The organism is Bibersteinia trehalosi (assembly GCF_004346205.1).
Lineage (GTDB): Bacteria > Pseudomonadota > Gammaproteobacteria > Enterobacterales > Pasteurellaceae > Bibersteinia > Bibersteinia trehalosi.
Map to the genome: position 1 here is coordinate 98,932 of NZ_SMAM01000003.1, position 20,836 is coordinate 119,767.

At 39.4% G+C, this 20,836-nt stretch carries 16 protein-coding genes and 2 pseudogenes; 13 read left to right on the forward strand and 5 right to left on the reverse strand.

The genetic code is table 11. The features are described 5' to 3' along the window. On the forward strand, positions 1-438 hold the full coding sequence (locus tag EDC51_RS04075) for a hypothetical protein (RefSeq protein WP_131928235.1): 438 nt from the start codon (positions 1-3) through the stop codon (positions 436-438). A 35-nt stretch (positions 439-473) separates the two neighbouring features. Here the strand turns inward: EDC51_RS04075 and EDC51_RS04080 are convergent, their stop codons facing one another. From EDC51_RS04080 to EDC51_RS04095, 4 genes are all read right to left on the reverse strand, one after another. After that, entirely contained in the window at positions 474-1,055 is a 582-nt protein-coding gene (locus EDC51_RS04080) for a rhomboid family intramembrane serine protease (RefSeq protein ID WP_131928236.1), read from the reverse strand. Then, positions 1,048-1,677: a DsbA family oxidoreductase gene (locus EDC51_RS04085; RefSeq protein ID WP_131928237.1), complete on the reverse strand. Its 630-nt coding sequence runs from the start codon at positions 1,675-1,677 to the stop codon at positions 1,048-1,050. The genes EDC51_RS04080 and EDC51_RS04085 overlap by 8 nt, the downstream gene beginning before the upstream one ends. A 3-nt stretch (positions 1,678-1,680) precedes the next feature. Next, positions 1,681-2,133, reverse strand: a complete 453-nt coding sequence (locus tag EDC51_RS04090) for a hypothetical protein (RefSeq protein WP_025266848.1) — start codon at positions 2,131-2,133, stop codon at positions 1,681-1,683. Between the two features lie 213 nt (positions 2,134-2,346). Further along, the gene (locus EDC51_RS04095) at positions 2,347-3,606 is read right to left on the reverse strand and encodes an MFS transporter (RefSeq protein WP_131928238.1); all 1,260 of its coding nucleotides are present in this window, start codon (positions 3,604-3,606) and stop codon (positions 2,347-2,349) included. A 267-nt stretch (positions 3,607-3,873) separates the two neighbouring features. Between EDC51_RS04095 and EDC51_RS04100 the strand changes: the two are divergent. The 3 genes and pseudogenes from EDC51_RS04100 to EDC51_RS04120 all read left to right on the forward strand — a co-directional run. After that, positions 3,874-4,275 (forward strand): annotated as a pseudogene (locus EDC51_RS04100) (ATP-binding cassette domain-containing protein); the annotation flags it as partial. An 852-nt stretch (positions 4,276-5,127) separates the two neighbouring features. Beyond that, complete coding sequence (locus EDC51_RS04115) at positions 5,128-7,074, forward strand: ATP-dependent nuclease (RefSeq protein ID WP_131928239.1); 1,947 nt, start codon at positions 5,128-5,130, stop codon at positions 7,072-7,074. A 14-nt stretch (positions 7,075-7,088) separates the two neighbouring features. Then, the gene (locus EDC51_RS04120; RefSeq protein ID WP_131928240.1) at positions 7,089-8,822 is read left to right on the forward strand and encodes a UvrD-helicase domain-containing protein; all 1,734 of its coding nucleotides are present in this window, start codon (positions 7,089-7,091) and stop codon (positions 8,820-8,822) included. 30 nt (positions 8,823-8,852) lie between these two features. On the opposite strand, the gene metH is transcribed toward EDC51_RS04120, so the two are convergent. Next, positions 8,853-12,560, reverse strand: a complete 3,708-nt coding sequence (gene metH / locus EDC51_RS04125) for a methionine synthase (RefSeq protein ID WP_131928241.1) — start codon at positions 12,558-12,560, stop codon at positions 8,853-8,855. Positions 12,561-12,717: 157 nt separating this feature from the next. Here metH and EDC51_RS04130 point away from each other — a divergent pair, with 157 nt between their 5' ends. From EDC51_RS04130 to EDC51_RS04170, 9 genes and pseudogenes are all read left to right on the forward strand, one after another. After that, a complete protein-coding gene (locus tag EDC51_RS04130) occupies positions 12,718-13,518 on the forward strand; it encodes a D-hexose-6-phosphate mutarotase (protein WP_131928242.1) in 801 nt (266 codons plus the stop codon). 39 nt (positions 13,519-13,557) lie between these two features. Next, complete coding sequence (hemE, locus tag EDC51_RS04135; RefSeq protein WP_131928243.1) at positions 13,558-14,622, forward strand: uroporphyrinogen decarboxylase; 1,065 nt, start codon at positions 13,558-13,560, stop codon at positions 14,620-14,622. Between the two features lie 79 nt (positions 14,623-14,701). Continuing rightward, positions 14,702-15,292 carry a YjaG family protein gene (locus EDC51_RS04140; RefSeq protein WP_131928244.1) on the forward strand — a complete coding sequence of 197 codons (591 nt, stop codon included), beginning with the start codon at positions 14,702-14,704 and terminating at the stop codon, positions 15,290-15,292. A 134-nt stretch (positions 15,293-15,426) separates the two neighbouring features. After that, positions 15,427-15,702, forward strand: a pseudogene (locus EDC51_RS04145) (HU family DNA-binding protein); the annotation flags it as partial. A gap of 113 nt (positions 15,703-15,815) precedes the next feature. Beyond that, positions 15,816-16,898, forward strand: coding sequence for a peptide chain release factor 1 (prfA, locus tag EDC51_RS04150; protein ID WP_131928245.1), 1,083 nt, complete (start codon positions 15,816-15,818; stop codon positions 16,896-16,898). Positions 16,899-17,146: 248 nt separating this feature from the next. After that, the gene (prmC, locus tag EDC51_RS04155; RefSeq protein ID WP_131928246.1) at positions 17,147-18,016 is read left to right on the forward strand and encodes a peptide chain release factor N(5)-glutamine methyltransferase; all 870 of its coding nucleotides are present in this window, start codon (positions 17,147-17,149) and stop codon (positions 18,014-18,016) included. After that, positions 18,004-18,852, forward strand: a complete 849-nt coding sequence (locus EDC51_RS04160) for a SirB1 family protein (RefSeq protein WP_131928247.1) — start codon at positions 18,004-18,006, stop codon at positions 18,850-18,852. The genes prmC and EDC51_RS04160 overlap by 13 nt, the downstream gene beginning before the upstream one ends. A 36-nt stretch (positions 18,853-18,888) precedes the next feature. After that, positions 18,889-19,743 (forward strand): 3-deoxy-8-phosphooctulonate synthase, encoded by an 855-nt coding sequence (gene kdsA / locus EDC51_RS04165; protein WP_025266857.1) that lies wholly within the window; start codon positions 18,889-18,891, stop codon positions 19,741-19,743. 109 nt (positions 19,744-19,852) lie between these two features. Beyond that, a complete protein-coding gene (locus EDC51_RS04170; protein WP_131928248.1) occupies positions 19,853-20,800 on the forward strand; it encodes a 2-hydroxyacid dehydrogenase in 948 nt (315 codons plus the stop codon). Positions 20,801-20,836 lie beyond the last annotated feature (36 nt).

The following is a 20,836-nucleotide window of genomic DNA, read 5'->3' on the forward strand; positions in this document are numbered from 1 at the left end:
ATGAAAAAATTATCCAAATTCTTGGTATTTGTAATTTTTGCTTTGTTTCTTACCGCTTGTTCATCATCTAATTTAAGTGAACAAGAACAAGGTTACCGTGATTATCAAAAAATGATGGTTTGGAAAGAACAACACAAAAAGTTATTTTTCCTATATGGGGTGGGTTTAGAGAATCGTCCTATAGAGAAAAATAAAGAATTATTATCAATGTGGAAACCTATGGCAAAAGAGAGTGCGGATAAATTAAATATAAAAAATGATTTGGCTCAAAAATATATAGATGCATCGCTTAATGCCATTTATTCATTAGTTGATATGTTATCTTTTCAACTTGAAGGAAATAAGAAAGAAGCGCATAAACTATTTGAGATTAGTGAGAAATATGCAGCTGAAGCTGATAACATAGAAAAAGAGCTACATAATAAATTTGCAAAATAATTCAAGAAAAAGCCCGCTTGTTGCGGGCATTTTTGTTACTGTTGAGTAGTATTTTTTCTCGCATCGCTAAATCCCCAGAGTAAGCCGAGAATTAAGCCTGTGATATGAGCTGTATTGCCCATATGCACCCCAAACAAGGGGCTGATAAAGCCGATGCTAATCCCGATTAACAGTGAGTAAAGAAAGCTATCAGGTAGATCTAATGGGCTGGGTTTGGTAAATTTGTTGGCAGCGAAGACATAAGCAAGCACCGCATACACCACGCCGGATAAACCAAAGAAATTTGGTCCACTCATTGCATTTTGTGCTACACCAGTAAGCAGCGCAGCAATAAAGAAGAGCAAAATCAATTTAAATGAACCAAGATAACGCTCGATTAGCCCCGCAAATTGCCACCACCAGAGTAAGTTAAAAATTAGATGCGCCTCGCCAAGATGGACTAAACTATGGCTAATATACCGCCAAATTTGCTCGCTTTCGCCTTGATAGTAAGGATAATGAGCAAGTTCAAAAATGGCATTTTGCAAGCCAATTTTCTGCAATAAATATACCAAAATACAAATAATGGTAACCAAAAGCGTGATAGGCTGGCGTTTAAGTTGTTCAAGATTAATCATTGCTTTGTGCCTGTTGCATTGCGGAAAGGAGAACCTCTGTTGGTTGTGCGCCAGAGACAGATAATTTGCCATCAATCACAAAAAAGGGCACACCTTGAACCCCTAGCTTATTTGCCATACGCTCATCTTCGCGTACTTCGTGTCCGAAATCATCACTGGTTAGTAATTGTGCGATGTCTGTGCGCTCGAAGCCGAGTTCTAAGGCAAGATCAATTAATGCAGTACGCTTGGCAAGAATGCCGTTTTCTGTGAAATAGTAGTGAAAAAGGCGTTCAGCCATTGCCATTCCAAGCCCTTTACTTTCAGCAAATTTTTGTAAACGGTGTGCTTCAAAGGTTCGGGTATATTGAGTAGTAGCATAACGAAGATCCAATCCCGCATTTCGTCCGATTTGCTCTACTCGTTCAATCATTTCTAATGCTTGCTGTGGCGTTTTTTGATATTTACGCTGCAAACGTTCTTGAATACTGCTTTCTGGTTCACCGTTAGCGTGAGGATCTAATTCAAAGGCGCGGAAAATCACTTCTACTTCGCCATCAAACTGTGCAATGGCTTGCTCTAAATAGCGCTTGCCGATATAACAAAATGGACAAGCAAAGTCAGACCAAATTTCAATTTTCATTATTTATCCCTCAAAGCATTCTAACCAAGGCTGGTTATTTTTGTAATAAATTGAGCTTTTTTCACGCGCTTTTAGCTCCACATAATCGCCATCAATTGGCAAATAGGAACGGTAACGCACTTCAAAGCGGGAAGAGGTACTATTTAATACCTTATTTTCAAGATGATCAAATGGCAATGCCTTGCCATTATCTAGCTGAAAATAAAAACCAAAATTCTCAGCGAAGCGGCTCTCTTTCCAAAGCGGAAAATAGCTTGCTAAAAATGAACTAGAGGCTGTTTCAAAATTGTAGCAGTAGTAGTTATAGCGTTTGAAATTCGCAACATTATTCAATTCCGATTGGCTGATATTGTTTTTCAGATAACCGATTTGAGGCTGAGGAGTGGGCTTTGGTGCCGTACAACCAAATAAAACAGTTAAAGTGGCAGAGAGTAGAATCAGTTTAAATTTAGGCATAACTTTCCCGAAAGAAGATTGCAAAATGTGGGCTATAATAACGGAAATTGAGTGAGGTGCAAGCGGTCTGTTTTTCTCAAACATTTTCAAATTTCTCGAAAAAATTGACCGCTTGTGGTTGATGATAGCGCCCGTCTCAGACGGGGGCTGAGATTGTAAGGCACTCGTCAGAGACGAGCGCCATCGGGGGCCCCTCTATTTGAAAAATATCTCTTACTCTTTTAATAATAATTGAGCTATTTCCGTATCACCATCAATAAACTCTATAATACCTTTATGTAATAAATATATAAAAGATATTCCTATTACAAATAAAGAATTTAAAATTATTATAATATTTAAATTATAAGTATCTATTATATATCCTGACAATAAATTAGAAATAGGGATGCTAAGATTACCAAAAAATGAAATATTTGAAATTACTTTGGTTCTTAAATTGTCTGGTAGAGAACTGATCAACTTACTATCAATGGATACATTGATCCAATTTTTACTAATTCCAATTGTTATAAGTGCCAAATAAAATATTAAAATATTATTATTTAGTATAGCTAAAAAACCAAATCCCAGCATGATAGATGAATAAAATACAAAGTTACTTAATCTTTTAAATTTCAAACTAATTGGTTCATATAAAAAACTGCCTAAGATAACTCCTATAGCAATACAGGAAGTTGCGAAGCCATAGCTAATAGATTCCAGCTTAAATACTTCTTTTATCATATATACATTTATGATTTGCATTGGTCCGAATGCAATTCCAATGATAAAACTATAAATAAATAATATTCTGACTATTGGATTTTTTATTGTATAATTTAACCCTAACTTAATATCATTATAAAAATTAATATTTCTCGATTTTTTATTTATCTGGCTATTTGTTTTTATGTGATAAATCATTATAGAAGCAAGTATTAGCATAAATAACATTAACATAAATGATAATGTCATTCCCAGAGTATAAAACAACCAACCACCGATTGTGCCTGATAGAATACTGACTGTTGAATTTATTCTCATAATAATATTATGAGCCTTTGGTAATAATTCTTTATTTATTATTTCAACGATAAAACCGGTACATCCAACTTTTGTAATGCCATTTCCTAATGTATAAAGAGATTGAAATATAATCAATGCAGATATTGATAGTGTGTTTAATTCATTAATTAAAATAACTATCAGGCAAGATATTATTTGTATAACTATTCCTACCTGAATTATCTTTTTTCTTTGAAAATTATCCCCTAGAGGAGACAATAATATATTAGATATTATGGATATAAAAATAGTGGGTATAACCACATAGCTAATATAAATGGCTCTTTGGTAGGTGTCAAAAATCCACCAACTTATGGATATAGTTATAGCAATGTTGCCAAGATTGATTAGAACAAATGCCAAACGATACAGCCAAAAGTTGATCCCTAAATTCTTTTGTTCAAAAAACGCTCTATTTTTAGACATGGTATTGTAGATATTGTATTCCGTCGTTTATCACCTATTTCTGCGGACGTAATAAACTGCGCCCCTACGAATGAATTTAACCGCTTGTTATGCTATTGTCGAATGGAATGATGAATTCTTTTGAGTAAGAACACAAAAATGAAACTTGATTTCCTTTTCTGCGGGCAGGGACGTTTGGGCTGGCGTGGTTGATTAGCTTTCGCTATGGTACAACAATGATAATTTTAAGTGCGTAGCGGTAGATGTGTGGCTCGGTGCAGGTGTGACCTTGTCGAACAGTTGGCGATTTCTCACCTGCTGGATAACACTTACCAACAGCTTTCCGGCGGTGAACAGACCCGAGTGCAACTCGCCCGTTGTTTGATGAAACAAGCCCCAATCTTGCTTGCTGATGAACCGATTGCCGCTCTCGACCCCTACTACCAAATCGACATTATGCAGCAGATCAAAGCTCTAACCCCAACACAAACCTGCGTGGTAGTCATTCATCATTTACCCCTTGCCTACCGTTTTTGTGACGAAATCATTCTGCTTAAAAACGGCAATTTACTCGCCAGTGGCAACACACAAGCGGTCTTAACTGTCGAAAATATTGCAACGGCTTTTGGGGTAAAAGCTGAAATGGATTGGAGGAAAAGGGAAATGTGGGGGATTGAAAAATTGGAAGTTAAGTTCCAACTTGTTAATTTTTTTATAAAAATGGAGCTTAACTTCCAATTTGAGGCGGCTATGATTTCCCGTGAAGGCTACTTGCAAGAACTGATCCAATTCAGAAAAACAGATAAAGCAATCTATATCCAAGTAGCTTATGAAATCCCTGAAAATACCCACGAAACCGATAATTTACTGCATATTAAGGATAACTATAAGAAAATCCTAATCACAGGCAGATATTACGATCAATCCGAGATTGATGGGATTGAAGTGATTTATATTGTGGATTGGTTGTTGGGGTAAATGGTTGGGGGCAAACGGTCGGTTTTACGGGGAAATTTGCAACGTTTTGGGGGAATTGAGAGCTTGTTTACCCTTTAAAGAGGATAATCTTACAAATATCTGCTAAAAAGGTATAAAGTTATCTTTATCCCATAAGGAAAGCAAAATGTTCCCGATGGTTGCTTTCCCCTAAAATACTTGCTCATGTAGTGAAGAATACCGCAAGTTACAGAAAAGATCCCAAACAGAAATTGCCAATTTGGCAAACACTAAACAAGCTAAGATCTTCGTATTTGAAAATGATCCGACAGGAATAAAAATTGAAATTTTGTTTAATATTCTGATAGCATTGGAGTTAGAGCTGATTGTTCAGCCTAACCCGAGGAATCGTGATGTCTTGCAGGAGGAAGAGAGGGCGATATGGTAAGATATGTGCTGACAATGGAAATGAACGGTTAGAAGTTCAGGTTTGGATATAACTTGCCAAATAATATAGTAGTGCTTTTAGTGAGAGCTTTAAATAAGATTGAAAATACTCAATTTTTTTATTCATTAGTATAGATAACATGTGATAGGTATAAAAGTATGAAAATTTTATCCGCTAAAATTAAAAATTTTAGATTACTTTCTGATGTTGAGCTTAATTTTGAGAAGGAAACAACAATTATTGTTGGCAGAAACAATAGTGGAAAAACCTCTTTAACAGAGATTGTAAAACGTTTTTTATATAGTGATTCCTCATTATTCCAATTAGAAGATTTTTCTGAAAGCTGCCATGATATATTTTTAAATTTATTTACTGAATTTTCTAAAATTCATGCCAATTCTGATATTGATGAGCAAGAATCTAAGTTACAGTTACGAAATAAATTACCGGAAATAGAACTTAGTTTAGTAGTTGAATATGATAAGGATGCTCCTAATTTTGGAGCGTTATCACCATTTGTAATTGATTTAAATGAAAATTGTACAAAAACACTCATTATAATGAGATACTGTTTGGGTAATGGAAAGCTAGATGATTTTTTGGGAGGTGATCTTGATGTAACTAATCCAGAGCTACTCTTACAAGAATTAAAATATAGAATAAAAAAATTTTTTAGTGTTCAAGTATTGGCTCAAGATCCAGAAGATCAGAGTAATACGAGAAATCTAACTATACAAGATGTAAAGAAATTAATAAAAGTTGATTTTATTAGTGCTCAAAGAGGATTGGATGATATAACTATAAAAGAATCTAAACCTTTAGCAAAAATCTTAGAGAGTTTTTTTGATACAACCTCCATATCAAAAGATATCAAAGACCAGTCAATAAGTAAAGCATTAACAAATGCAGTATCTGATGTACAACGTGATATCAACTCTAATTTTAATAAACAGCTGGATGATTTGCTACCATCATTACAAAAATTTGGTTATCCAGGTTTGGGGACTCAAAAATTCCAGATTGAAGTGATGCTAGATGTAAAGAAATTATTATCTAACTTTACAAGTGTTTATTATGCTAGTGGAACTACTCATTTACCTGAATCTTATAATGGGCTGGGAACAAGAAATCTTATTCTTATTCTGCTTCAACTAGCTAGGTTTTATAAAGAATTCATTAATCAGGATAATTCTACAAATATTCATCTTATTTTTATCGAAGAGCCAGAAGCTCATCTACATCCACAAATGCAGGAGGTTTTTGTTAATCAGATTATAAATGTTGTAGGTGAACTATCTAGGCACTCTAATATGTGGTCACCCCAATTTATTGTATCAACTCACTCTTCCCATATATCTAATGCAGCAAGTTTTGAGCATATACGTTATTTTTTACAAAATGACCATAAAAAAACGATTATAAAAGATCTTCGTAAGGATTTTTCGTCTGAGAAAGATAAGGAATTTATGCATAAATATATGACTCTAACTAAAACAGATCTATTTTTTGCCGACAAGGCAATATTAGTAGAAGGGATTGCTGAGCGTTTAATGCTTCCTAAAATGATAGAAAAATTAACTGATAGTAAATTAGCAAATAGTTATCTTACTATACTAGAAATAAGTGGTGCTTTTGCTCATAAATTTCGTCCTCTGTTAGACTTTTTGGAATTAAAAACACTCATTATTACTGACCTGGATAGTGTGGATAACTATTCAAAAGGTAAGGCCTGCCCAGTATACAAAGGATGTTCAACTAGCAATGCTTGCATTAAAGATTGGTTTCAGGATGAAAAAGAACTTTCTGTTATTAAGCAGAAGAATGATGATGAAAAAACTATTAGGAATATTCATATAGCATATCAATGCCCCGAAGATAATATGTCTGCATGTGGCCGTTCATTTGAAGATGCATTCATATTGGCTAATTTGGGACTTTTTGATATTAATAGTACTGAAGAACAAGATAATATTGAGCAGGCTGCATATGATCGAGCTCAGAAGATAGAAAAGAAATCCGATTTCGCAATAGAATACGCAATTAATAATCCTAACTGGATTGTTCCAAAATATATTAGAGATGGATTATCTTGGTTAGATAAATGATATGAGGATAACGTATGACCATATTAAATCAGGTCGAAAAAGCTAGTCAAGATACTTTAAATGAGATCTTTAAATGTATAGACAGTCAGCAACATTTTCTATTAGAGGCAGGGGCAGGGGCAGGAAAAACCTATTCTCTCATTAAAACTTTAAATTACTTAATAGATAAAAATGGAAATTTATATCAAGAGAGAACTCAAAAAATTGCTTGTATCACATATACAAATGTAGCTAAAGATGAAATTCTGTCAAGAATTGACAGCAACCCTATTGTTTTTTGCGAAACTAACCATGCTTTTTGCTGGAGCCTAATTAGTCAGTTTCAAAAACAATTGAGAGAGCTTATTCCACAAATCCAAGAATGGAAAACAAAATTAGAAGATTATTCAGGAACTATCTGTGACAAAAACATAATATATGATCTAGGATATCGTTCAATAAAAGAAAATGAACTATCTTTACACCATGATGATGTTATTTTTTTGACGATAAAACTCTTAGAAAATAGTAAGTTTCGTCAAATTATTTCTGAAAAATACCCAGTTATATTGATTGATGAATATCAAGATACTGATAAAGATTGGATAGAGGCTATCAAAATACAATTTTTATGCAGTGATATTTCCCCATTATTTGGATTTTTTGGTGATCACTGGCAAAAAATTTATGGTAATGGATGTGGATTAATTGAGCATAAAAATATCAGAAAAATAGATAAAAAAATAAATTTCAGGTCAAATCAGTTAATAATTTCATCATTAAATAAAATCAGAGAGAATCTCCCCCAATATCCTAAGGATGAGTCCTTAGATGGAAGTATTCATATATTTCATACAAATAATTGGAATGTAACTAGACAAACGTCAGCTCATTGGAAAGGTGATTTATCTGATGTTGATTCTAAAACGGCTTTTGAGATAGTAAAAAGCGAACTATCTAATAAGGGATGGCAGTTTGAACATGAGAAAACGAGAATTTTGATGCTTACACATAAATTATTAGCTAATGCTCAAGGATATTCAGAGTTAGCTAAATTATTTAAATATAATGAATCCTTTATTAAGAAAGAAAATAAGTATATATCTTTTTTTATTGATAAGCTCGAACCTGCTTGTGAGGCATTTATTCAGAAAAAATATGGAGTAATGTTTGATATTTTAGGTCAAAAAAAGCCTCTGTTACTTAACCATTTAGATAAAATAAAATGGCAAGAAGATATGAATAAATTAATTCAATTAAGAGAAAGTGGAACTGTTGGAGATATTATCAGATTACTACAAGAAACATCTAAGCCTAGATTGCCAGATTATATTTTAAACAAAGAGAGTCAATTATTAAAATTGGATTCTTCATCAGAACAAGAGTTACTGCCAGATTTTAGAGAGTTAAAAAATCTGCACTCTATTTCTTATTTAGAAATTATAGCATTGAAGAAATACTTGGATCAGCATTCCCCTTTTCAAACACAGCATGGGGTAAAAGGTGCAGAATTTGAAAATATTCTTATTGTTATAGGTAGAGGCTGGAATAAATATAATTTTGGCGAAATGTTAAAATGGGTAAAAGAAGGTATCCCAAATGGGAAACAAGATACTTTCGAAAGGTATCGAAATTTATTCTATGTTGCCTGTTCTAGGCCCAAGAAACATCTTGCTATTTTATTTACACAAGAATTGGACAATAGTGCAATGGATACGGTAGAAGAGTGGTTTGGTCAAGCAAATATATTCGCTCTGAAGCAAGAGTAATTCTGATTGGTGGGCTTACCCCACCCTACATTAAATCCCCTCAGCCTGCGACTTGACATCTTGTTTCATCGCCACACTCAACCATTTCTTCGCCGTAACCTCGTCCCAACCTTTTCTCTTAGCATAATCCAACACCTGATCCTCATCAATTTTCCCTAACGTAAAATAGTTGCTGGCAGGGTGGGTAAAGTACCAGCCGCAGACGCTTGCTGCCGGCCACATTGCATAGCTTTCGGTGAGTTTCATGCCGATGCGTTGTTCGACTTCGAGTAAGTCCCAGATGATCTGTTTTTCGGTATGCTCAGGGCAGCTCGGGTAGCCCGGGGCGGGGCGGATTCCTCGGTAGTTTTCACGGATCAAGCGGTCGTTATCGAAGGTTTCTTCGCTATATCCCCATACTTTGGTACGCAGTTCAAAATGCAGATATTCCGCCATTGCTTCTGCCAAACGGTCGCCAACGGCTTGGAGCAGAATGGCGTTGTAGTCATCGCCTGCCGCTTTGTAGCCTTCGACTAAATCGTGTTCTTCAATGCCGGCACAGACGGCGAACATTCCGAACCAGTCTTGTTGTCCTTCTCGGTCGGCGATGAAGTCGCTTAAACAGAGGTTGTACGGGCTTTTGCTGTTTTTGCCTCGTTCAGATTGCTGGCGGAGGTGGTAGGATTTGCCGATACAAGCGGTGCGATCTTCGTTTAAAATTGCAATATCATCGCCCTCACGCACGGCAGGGAAAATGCCCATAATCCCGCTTGGATTGAGCTTGCCGTTTTGCTCAAATTCGTCCAGCACCCGTTGGGCATCGTTATAGACACGGCGTGCCTCTTCACCGCCTTCCGGATAATCAAAGGCATCAGGATAACCGCCCATTAATCCCCAGAGCATAAAGAACGGCGACCAGTCGATAAATTTGCGCAGGGTGGCAATCGGCACATTTTTGTATTCGATAATGCCGGTCTGTTTTGGCGTTGGCGGCACATAATCCGCCCATTCGCCACTAAATCCGTCAAAACGATTGGCTCGAGCCTCCTCAATAGATAAACCGTTGCGAAGTGGTTTGCGAACGGCAAATTTACGCTGAATTTCTTCATATTCGGCTTTGGTTTTTTCCCAAAATTCGGCTTTTGCTTCGGGGTTCATCAAGGTCGCACAGACGGTGACGCAACGTGAAGCGTTAGCGGTATAGACTACGGGGTAGTTATATTTCGGATAGAGTTTGATCGCTGTATGCTCTTTTGAGGTAGTTGCACCGCCAATCAGCACCGGAATATCGAGCTTCAAGCGGTTCATTTCACCTAAAAAATACTCCATTTCGTCCAGCGATGGAGTAATTAGTCCGCTTAACCCAATGAGATCGGCTTTCTCCCGAATGGCGGTTTCGATAATGACATCGGCAGGCACCATCACGCCCAAGTCGATCACTTCAAAGTTATTGCACTGCAACACCACGCTAACGATGTTTTTGCCGATGTCGTGTACATCGCCTTTCACGGTGGCGATCACCATTTTGCCGTTGCTCGATCCTTTCTGCTTGGTGGCGTTGATATACGGTTCTAAATAGGCAACGGACTGTTTCATTACCCGAGCCGATTTCACCACTTGTGGCAGGAACATTTTACCGTCTCCGAACAGATCGCCCACCACGTCCATACCCGCCATTAGCGGCCCTTCAATTACTTCCAGTGGAGAAGCAAATTGCTGGCGAGCCTCTTCGGTATCTTCAATAATGTAAGTGGTAATGCCTTTTACGAGGGCGTGTTTTAAACGCTCTGCCACAGGTAAGTTTCGCCATTCGGCTGCACTTTCATCGGCACTTTCTACTTTTACGCCCCGATATTTTTCGGAAATTTCCAACAGGCGGTCGGTGGCGTCATGACGGCGGTTCAGCACCGCATCTTCAATCGCCTCTCGCAGTTCAGGGTCGAGGTCGTCATAAATCGCCAACTGCCCTGCGTTCACGATCCCCATATCCATTCCGGCTTTGATGGCATAGTAGAGGAACACCGCGTGAATAGCCTCACGCACCACATTGTTGCCACGGAAAGAGAAGGAGACATTCGACACACCGCCGGAAATTTTGGCGTGTGGTAAGTCTCGTTTAATCCGTTCACAGGCTTGGATAAAGTCCACCCCGTAGTTATTGTGTTCTTCAATACCGGTGGCAATGGCAAAAATGTTCGGGTCGAAAATAATGTCTTCCGGTGGGAAATCGAGCTGATCGACCAAAATCCGATAAGCTCGGGTACAGATTTCTACCTTGCGTTCTTCGGTATCCGCTTGCCCGACTTCGTCAAACGCCATCACTACCACCGCAGCCCCATAGCGGCGGCAGAGTTTGGCTTGGTGAATAAATTTCTCTTCGCCCTCTTTGAGTGAAATTGAGTTCACAATCGGCTTGCCCTGCACGGTTTGCAAGCCTGCCTCGATCACTTCCCATTTCGAGGAGTCGATCATAATCGGCACTTTGGCGGCTTCGGGTTCGGTAGCAAGAATGTTGAGGAAACGGGTCATACATTTTTTGGAGTCGAGCAACGCCTCGTCCATATTCACGTCAATTACCTGCGCCCCGTTTTCCACTTGGCTGATCGCAATTTCAATCGCTTCGGCAAATTTCTCTTCTTTAATCAGCTTCTTAAATTTTGCCGAACCGGTGACGTTATTGCGTTCGCCCACATTTACAAACAGCGAATTATCGTCAATCGTCAGCGGTTCTAAGCCCGACAAACGCATAGCGGTTGGAATTTCAGGTAATTTGCGAGGCGCAACGCCTTTGGTTGCTTCGGCAAAGGCTTGGATATGCTCCGGTGTGGTGCCACAACAGCCGCCGACAATGTTCAGCCAGCCGAGTTCCGCCCACTCTTTGATGTACGTTGCCATCTCTTCCGCCCCCAAATCGTACCCACCAAAGGCGTTTGGCAAGCCGGCATTCGGGTGAACCGAGACAAAAGTCTCGCTGATTTTTGACATCATCTCTACATAAGGGCGGAGTTCCTTCGGCCCGAGCGCACAGTTCAAGCCGAATGTCAGCGGTTTGGCGTGGCGGAGCGAGTTATAAAACGCCTCTGTGGTCTGCCCCGACAGCGTTCGCCCTGAGGCATCGGTAATCGTGCCGGAGATCATAATCGGCAACTTTACGCCCAGCTCATCAAATACCGTTTCAATCGCAAACACGGCGGCTTTGGCGTTCAGAGTATCGAAAATGGTCTCGATCATAATCAGATCCGCCCCACCTTCAATCAAACCACGGGTTGCCTCGGCATAGGCTTCCACCAGTTGCATAAAGGTAATGTTACGGAAACCGGGGTCGTTTACATCAGGGGAAATCGAACAAGTGCGGTTGGTCGGCCCAAGAATACCAGCAACAAAGCGGGGTTTTTCAGGGGTGGAGTACTTATCCGCTGCTGCTCGTGCCAATTTCGCCCCTTCAAAATTCAGCTCATAGGCAATATGCTCTAATGCATAGTCGGCTTGAGCAATAGTGGTTGCAGAGAAAGTGTTGGTTTCAATAATATCTGCCCCAGCGGCAAGGTATTTTTCGTGAATTTCCGCAATCACATCAGGGCGTGTGAGAATCAATAAATCGTTATTGCCTTTGAGATCTACTGGGCTATCTTTAAAGCGTTCAGCACGGAAATCCGCTTCGGTCAGTTTATATTCTTGAATCATCGTCCCCATCGCACCATCTAGGATTAAAATGCGTTGAGAGAGGGCTTGCTGAAGAGCAGAAAATTTGTTTTGCATAATGGTCTTTTATCTTAGAAAAAATTAGTGCTAAGTTACCGTTTCTTACAACTTTTTGCAAAATTTTATGCAAAATTGACCGCTTGTTTTTAGGGCGTATTGATGTTTTAAATAGCGTGTCGTTAAAATAAAGCAAAAAGAATATAAGGAGCAAAAAATGAACAGCATTCAATTGTTGCCACCGGAGATTAATATTGTTCGTTACAACGAATTAGACGTATTAGAAATCTCACACCCTAAGTGTTGTGCCAAAATTGCCTTGCAAGGTGCTCATCTATTTAGTTGGCAACCTAGCCACGCAAAGCAAGATGTATTATGGATAAGTGAAATCGAGCCTTTTAAAGCGGGTAATGCCATTCGCGGAGGTATCCCAATTTGTTATCCGAATTTTGGCAACGGCTTAGATGGTAAACAAAAACCTTCACATGGCTATGCACGTATTTCCAGCTGGGATTTAAGCTCTTATCGTATTGAACCTCATGCGGTGTATATAACCCTACAGCTCGCTCAGCAGGCTAAAATTGAAATGATACTTGGAGAACAAGCAACCCTGCATTTTACCAAGTTAGATAGTGAGCCAAGCCAGTTGGCATTGCATAGCTATTTTAATATTGCAGATATTACTCAAACCAAGGTAAGCGGTTTGCCAACGCGTTGTTTTGATAAGCTGACTCAGCACGAGCAAGCGGTCGAAAGTCCACGAAAAATTGCAGAAAACATTGATTGTATTTATACGCTGCAACAGCCTATATCTGTTATTGATGATAATGCCAACCAGCGGCAAATTGAAGTTGAACATATAAATGCCAGCGAAATTGTGCTATGGAATCCGTGGCATCAGCCGACAAACGGTATGAGCGAAACAGGCTATAAAACGATGGTTTGTGTAGAAACCGCACGAATTTACCGCTTGCTTGCTCAGAATGAAACGGTGGGTGTGAAGATTTGTGTGAAATAGTGTAGAATTTGGCAAATTTTTATAATGGAATAAAAAATAATGACAACGTTAAAAAACGATCGTTACTTAAAAGCCCTTTTACGTGAACCTGTGGATATGACACCTGTGTGGATGATGCGACAAGCAGGGCGCTATTTACCAGAGTATAAAGCCACTCGTGCGATCGCTGGCGATTTTATGTCGCTTTGTCGTAATGCGGATTTGGCTTGTGAAGTGACCCTTCAACCGCTACGCCGCTATGCGTTAGATGCAGCGATTCTTTTTTCCGATATTCTCACCATTCCTGATGCAATGGGTTTAGGTTTAAGTTTTGGTGCTGGTGAAGGCCCAAAATTTGCTCGCCCAATCACAAATAAAGCCGATATTGATAACCTTCCTATTCCCGATCCCGAAGGTGAATTACAATATGTGATGAATGCGGTGCGTACGATTCGCCGAGAATTAAAAGGTGAAGTGCCGTTAATTGGTTTTTCAGGCAGCCCTTGGACACTTGCCACTTATATGGTGGAAGGCGGTTCAAGCAAAGCCTTTACCAAAATCAAAAAAATGCTCTATACCGAGCCGCATTTACTCCACGCATTATTAGATAAATTGGCTGACAGTGTTGTTTTATATCTTAATGCCCAAATTAAAGCAGGGGCACAAGCTGTGATGGTATTTGACACATGGGGCGGTGTGTTAGCGCACAAAGATTATGAAGAATTTTCACTACGCTATATGCACAAAATCGTCGATGGCTTAATCCGTGAAAATGAAGGCAGAAAAGTCCCAGTCACACTCTTTACCAAAGGTGGCGGTTTGTGGCTAGAAAAAATGGCGGAAACAGGCTGTGATGCGTTAGGATTAGACTGGACAGTAGATATTGCTGATGCGAGAAAACGTGTGGGGCATAAAGTGGCGTTGCAAGGCAATATGGATCCAAGCGTGCTTTATGCAAGCCCTGAGCGTATTCAGCAAGAAGTGAAAGCGATTTTAGCAGGGTTTGGTAACGGCTCAGGGCATGTGTTTAATCTTGGACACGGCATTCACTTAGACGTACCAACTGAAAGTCCGAAAATTTTTGTGGATAGTATTCACGAGTTTTCTAAGGCTTATCATGGTTAATTAGAATTGTAGGGGCGTATGTCATATGCCCTTTGTGTTTAATTGGGCGTATGACATACGCCCCTACTGGGGATTTATAATGAGAAACCCAATCCACAAACGTATGGAACGCTTCGAGAGTTGGCAATATCTCACATTTATGGCGTGCTTATGTGAACGAATGTTGCCGAATTTTCAGCTGTTTTGTGATGTGACAGAACAACCTGAAAAAGCGAAAACTTACCAAAATATCCTAAATCTTGTTTGGGAATTTCTAACAGTTAAAGGCGCAAAAATCAATTTTGAAAATCAGCTGGAAAAACTAGAAGAGATTATTCCTGATGTAAATGAATTTGATTTTTATGGTGTTTTCCCTGCTGAAGATGCGTGCCAAGCGTTATCCGATTTATTGCATACTATCATTGCAGGCGAATTTTTAGAACAATCTATTAAGCTCAGCCAACTCTCTTTAGCGACTGTAGCAACTTACTTAGAAACTCAGCAAGATCGAGAACTCAATGAAACGGAATTAAAAAATTCTGCGGAAATTCAGGAAGAGCTTGATGTTCAATGGCAAATTTATCGCTTACTAAATGAGTGTGAGGAACGCGATATTGAGCTGATTTTAGAGCTGAAAAAAGAGTTGCGAGAGAGTGGAATTAGTAATATTGGGTTAAAATTTAATCAATAAGTGTGATCTGCGCAACAATTTCAACATTATTCACTTTGAGAAATGCGTAGATTGAATTAAGCTAAGCAACGCTTTTATGCAAATTTCTTTGATCTGGCAGGAATGCCGAAAATTCAAATCTTTTAGAGGATAACACTATGAACAAAACTGAATTAATCGATGCAATCGCAGCGTCTGCTGAATTAAGCAAAAAAGATGCAAAAGCCGCATTAGAAGCAACTTTAGAAGCGATCTCTGCAAGCCTAAAAAAAGGTGATGCGGTTCAACTAATCGGTTTCGGTACTTTCAAAGTAAATCACCGCAAAGCGCGCACTGGTCGTAACCCAAAAACTAACGAAGCAATTGAAATTCCAGCATCTAACGTACCAGCGTTCGTTGCGGGTAAAGCATTAAAAGATTTAGTAAAATAATTCTTTGTACAGATTTCTTAAAAGCCTAGATTTTATCTAGGCTTTTTTGCGTTTATAAAAACGTGTTTTTCCGCTACAATAGCACTGTTTTTTTACTCCATTTTAGACAAATAATGAAACCATCAATTATTAGCAAATTAGAAAGCTTAGCAGAGCGCCACGAAGAGTTACAGGCATTGCTAGGCGACCCATCAGTGATTAACGATCAAGAGAAATTCCGTAGTTATTCCAAAGAGTATGCCCAGTTAGAAGAAGTGGTTGGAGCATTTAATCGTTGGAATAAATTGCACGCCGATATTAAAGATGCGCAATTACTATTAGACGATCCTGATATGAAAGAGATCGCCCAAGAAGAGATTGAGCAAAATAAAGCAGAGATTGAGCAAACTGAACAACAGTTACAAATTCTTTTATTACCAAAAGATCCAAACGATGAATACAACGCATTCTTAGAAATTCGTGCGGGAACAGGCGGTGATGAAGCGGGGATTTTCGCAGGGGATTTATACCGTATGTATAGCCGTTATTGCGAAAGCAAACGCTGGCGTATTGAAGAGCTTTCGGCCAATGAAAGTGAGCAAGGTGGTTATAAAGAAATTATTGTGAAAATTTCGGGCGAAGGTGTTTACGGACAGTTGAAATTTGAATCGGGCGGTCACCGTGTTCAGCGTGTACCGAAAACCGAATCACAAGGGCGTATTCATACTTCTGCGTGCACCGTGGCAGTAATGCCTGAATTGCCAGAGAGCGAATTGCCAGAAATCAACCCATCAGATTTGCGTATTGATACCTACCGTTCATCGGGTGCTGGTGGTCAGCACGTTAATACCACCGACTCTGCGGTGCGCATTACTCACATTCCAACAGGTATCGTGGTAGAGTGCCAAGACGAACGTTCACAACATAAAAACAAAGCGAAAGCATTAGCAGTGTTAGCCTCTCGCATTGTTCAAGTGGAAAAAGAGAAACAAGCCCAAGAGCAAGCGGATACTCGCCGTAACTTGCTTGGTTCGGGCGACCGTTCAGATAAAATCCGCACTTATAACTACCCACAAGGGCGTGTAACAGATCACCGTATCAATCTTACCGTTTACCGCTTAGATGAAGTGATGAATGGCAAAATTGATGAGTTAATTCAGCCGATTATCACGGAATACCAAGCGGATCAGTTGGCGGCGTTGTCGGATCAGCCGTAATAAAGATTGTATAACTAGTGCTAAATCCTGCATTTCTGCTCGATGTGATTCCCCTCTTTAGCAAAGAGGGGTTAGGGGAGATTTGGCAGGTGTGATTGGTGGAGTGAGAGAGTAATTGATAGCTGAAATTTGTTGATAATTTATGCATTTTTATAACTTATTTTCTTCGATAATTTCTTCTGCCAAATCTCCCCCTGCCCCTCTTTGCTAAAGAGGGGAGTCAGATCACAACAAAGATAGATTAAACAATGAACTACACCCAATGGCTCACATTCGCCACTCAGCAATTACTTAAAAACGTTAAGAATGATCCGTTTTTAAATGCAAAATTTGACGCAAATTTACTGCTACAAGCGGTAACAAAACGTTCAAAATCTGCCATTTTTGCTTTTGCGGAGACAGAATTAACGGAAAATGAATTAACTGAATTAACGGAAAAATTGGCTCGCCGTGTGAAAGGTGAGCCAATGGCGTATATTTTAGGCGAGCGTGAGTTTTGGTCTTTGCCTTTAAAGGTCTCTCCGCACACGTTAATTCCCCGCCCAGATACTGAACGCCTTGTGGAATTGGCGTTAGATAAAGCCTACAAGCGGTTAGAAAATCAGGCAAAAGTGCAAATTTTGGATCTCGGCACAGGCACGGGAGCGATTGCGTTAGCACTTGCTAGTGAGCTGAAAGAGAAAGCGGGAATAGTAGGGGTAGATCGCATCATAGAAGCAGTAGAGCTTGCTGAACAAAATCGGCAAAATCTTGGTTTTGATAATGTCTGTTTTTTACAAAGTGATTGGTTTTCAGCATTAGGTGAGCGTAAATTTGACATTATCGTCAGTAATCCGCCTTATATTGATGCTGATGATGAAAATTTAATGGTTGGTGATGTTCGTTTTGAACCCTTGTCTGCATTAGTTGCCGAACAGCAGGGTTTAAGTGATTTGCAAAAAATTATTCAAAATGCACCGCTTGCATTGAATAAAAATGGCGTTTTACTGCTTGAACATGGGTGGCAGCAAGCTTTTGCTGTACAAGAATTATTTAAACAAAATCAATGGGATAACATTCAAACCGCACAGGATTATGGCGGTAATGATAGAGTAACGAGTGCCGAATGGAACAGATAAATTTTCAACCTCCTTTTTCTAAAAAAGAGCGGGTTGCATTACAGCAATTTTTATATCGAGAATTAATTCGTATTAGTTTGTTATTAGATAATAATCTCACCGCGCCACAGCTTTACGGCAAAATGGCGGCCTTGGTAAAAAAGGCACGCTATGCAGTGAATGCGGATACGGATTTGGCGCGAATTGAGCAGCTTTTAGCATTTTTCTACCAAGAACAGGGGTTTTATTGTCACCACGCAGAATATTACCATTCACAAAATTTAATGTTAAATCAAGTGTTAGATTTAAAGCGTGGTATGCCTGTGTCGTTGGGGGCGGTATTATTACAGCTTGCAAGTGTGTTAGATTTGCCGCTTTATCCCGTCAATTTCCCTACGCAATTATTATTGCGAGCGGAAGTGACTCTTGAAAATGGGCGTAAAGAGAGCCGTTTTATTGATTTGTGGAATGGCACTTATCTTAGCTTTGAACAGATGGAAAAACTGCTTGAAGGCGAAATGGGAGCGAGCACGAGTTTAGCACGCCAGCATTTAAAAATTGCCGAGCCAAGTGAGTTGCTAGAGCGCTTAGAGACGGTGTTAAAGATGGCATTAACTCGCGAGAAAAAATTTGAAGAAACCTTGAGAGTGATTGAATATCGTTTACAAGAGCAACCAGATGATCCTTATGAAATCCGAGATCGAGGCATGATTTTAGCCAGTATGGAGTGTTATCAAGCTGCCATTGAAGATCTCAACTATTTTATCGATCAATGTCCAGATGATCCTTCAGCAATGATGCTCAAGATGGAAATTCCCGCATTAGAGAAGCAAGGTAAAGCATTTATTATTCATTAAGTAAACTCTCTTCACGAGAGAAAATAAGGAAACCTTATGCAACAAAAAACCATCAAACTCGGCAATCTTGAAATTGCCAACGACAAGCCATTTACCCTATTTGGTGGGATGAATGTGCTGGAAAGCCGTGATATGGCAATGGCTGTCTGTGAAAAATATGTGGAAGTCACCAATAAACTTGGTGTGCCATATGTGTTTAAAGCCTCATTTGATAAAGCCAACCGTTCTTCGATCCACTCTTATCGTGGGCCAGGTATGGAAGAAGGTTTGAAAATCTTTCAGGAATTAAAAGACACTTTTGGCGTAAAGATCATCACGGATGTACATGAAATTTACCAATGCAAACCTGTTGCCGAAGTGGTTGATATTATCCAGTTACCAGCATTCCTTGCGCGCCAAACCGATTTAGTGGAAGCAATGGCTCGCACAGGCGCGGTAATTAATGTGAAAAAACCGCAATTTTTAAGCCCAGGACAGATGGGCAATATCGTAGAAAAAATCGAGGAATGTGGTAACGATCAAGTAATTCTTTGTGATCGCGGTACCAATTTTGGTTACGATAATTTAGTGGTGGATATGCTCGGTTTCAGTGTAATGAAACAAGTCTCTAAAGGTTGTCCTGTGATTTTTGATGTGACTCACTCATTGCAATGTCGTGATCCATTTGGTGCAGCTTCGAGTGGCAGACGTGCTCAAGTTACCGAGCTTGCCCGAGCAGGTTTAGCGGTGGGCATTGCAGGTTTATTCCTAGAAGCTCACCCAGATCCAAACAACGCAAAATGTGATGGTCCATCAGCATTACCACTTTCAACCCTTGAAGCCTTTGTCGGACAGATGAAAGCGATTGATGATTTGGTGAAGTCATTCCCTGAGATTGATACCTCAAAATAATGAACTAAGGGCGAATGATTTCGCCCTTTTTGTAAAAAATTTGTTAATTTTAACCGCTTGATATATATTGATTCCGGCATTTTAATCATAAAAAACATAAGGAAACACTATGCTCAACATCGTTTTTTTAGACCGTACAGGCATTCCTGCAACACATGAAATCCCTCGTCCTTCATTTGCTCATAACTGGGTGGAATATGATCGCACTACAGCGGAGCAAACTTTTGAACGAGCTAAAGATGCAGATATCATTATCACGAGTAAAGTGATTTTTGATCGAGAAATGCTTGCTCGTTTGCCAAAATTAAAGCTGATCGCGATTACTGCAACGGGGACGAATAATATTGACACCGTAGCAGCAAAAGAGCTGGGAATAGCGGTTAAAAATGTAACGGGCTACTCTTCGGTTACCGTGCCTGAACATGTTTTGGGAATGATATTTGCCTTGAAACATAGTTTAATTGGTTATCATCGAGATCAAGTCACTTCTGATCGCTGGGCAACTTGCGGGCAATTTTGCTATACCGACTATCCAATCACAGATATTCGTGGTTCAACCTTAGGGGTATTTGGCAAAGGGAATCTTGGCTCAGAAATTGGGCGTTTAGCAACGCTGTTAGGCATGAATGTGCTGTATGCAGAACATAAAGGGGCTACAACAATTCGTGAAGGTTACACGCCATTTGAAGATGTGCTCAAGCAAGCGGATATTGTTACGCTGCATTGCCCATTAACTGAAACTACACAAAATTTAATTAATGCAGAAACCCTCGCATTGATGAAACCAACCGCGTATTTAATCAATACGGGACGAGGACCTTTGGTTGATGAAAGTGCTTTGTTAAATGCCTTAGAAAATGGTGAAATTGCTGGTGCGGCATTAGATGTTTTGGTGAAAGAGCCACCAGAAAAAGATAATCCACTTATTCAAGCGGCTAAACGTTTACCAAATCTACTGATTACTCCACATGTTGCGTGGGCATCGGATAGTGCGGTAACCACTTTAGTCAATAAAGTGGCACAAAATATTGAAGAATTTGTAGTAGTAGGTAAATAGCCTCACTCTACCCTCCCTCTACTCTCCCTTTAGCGT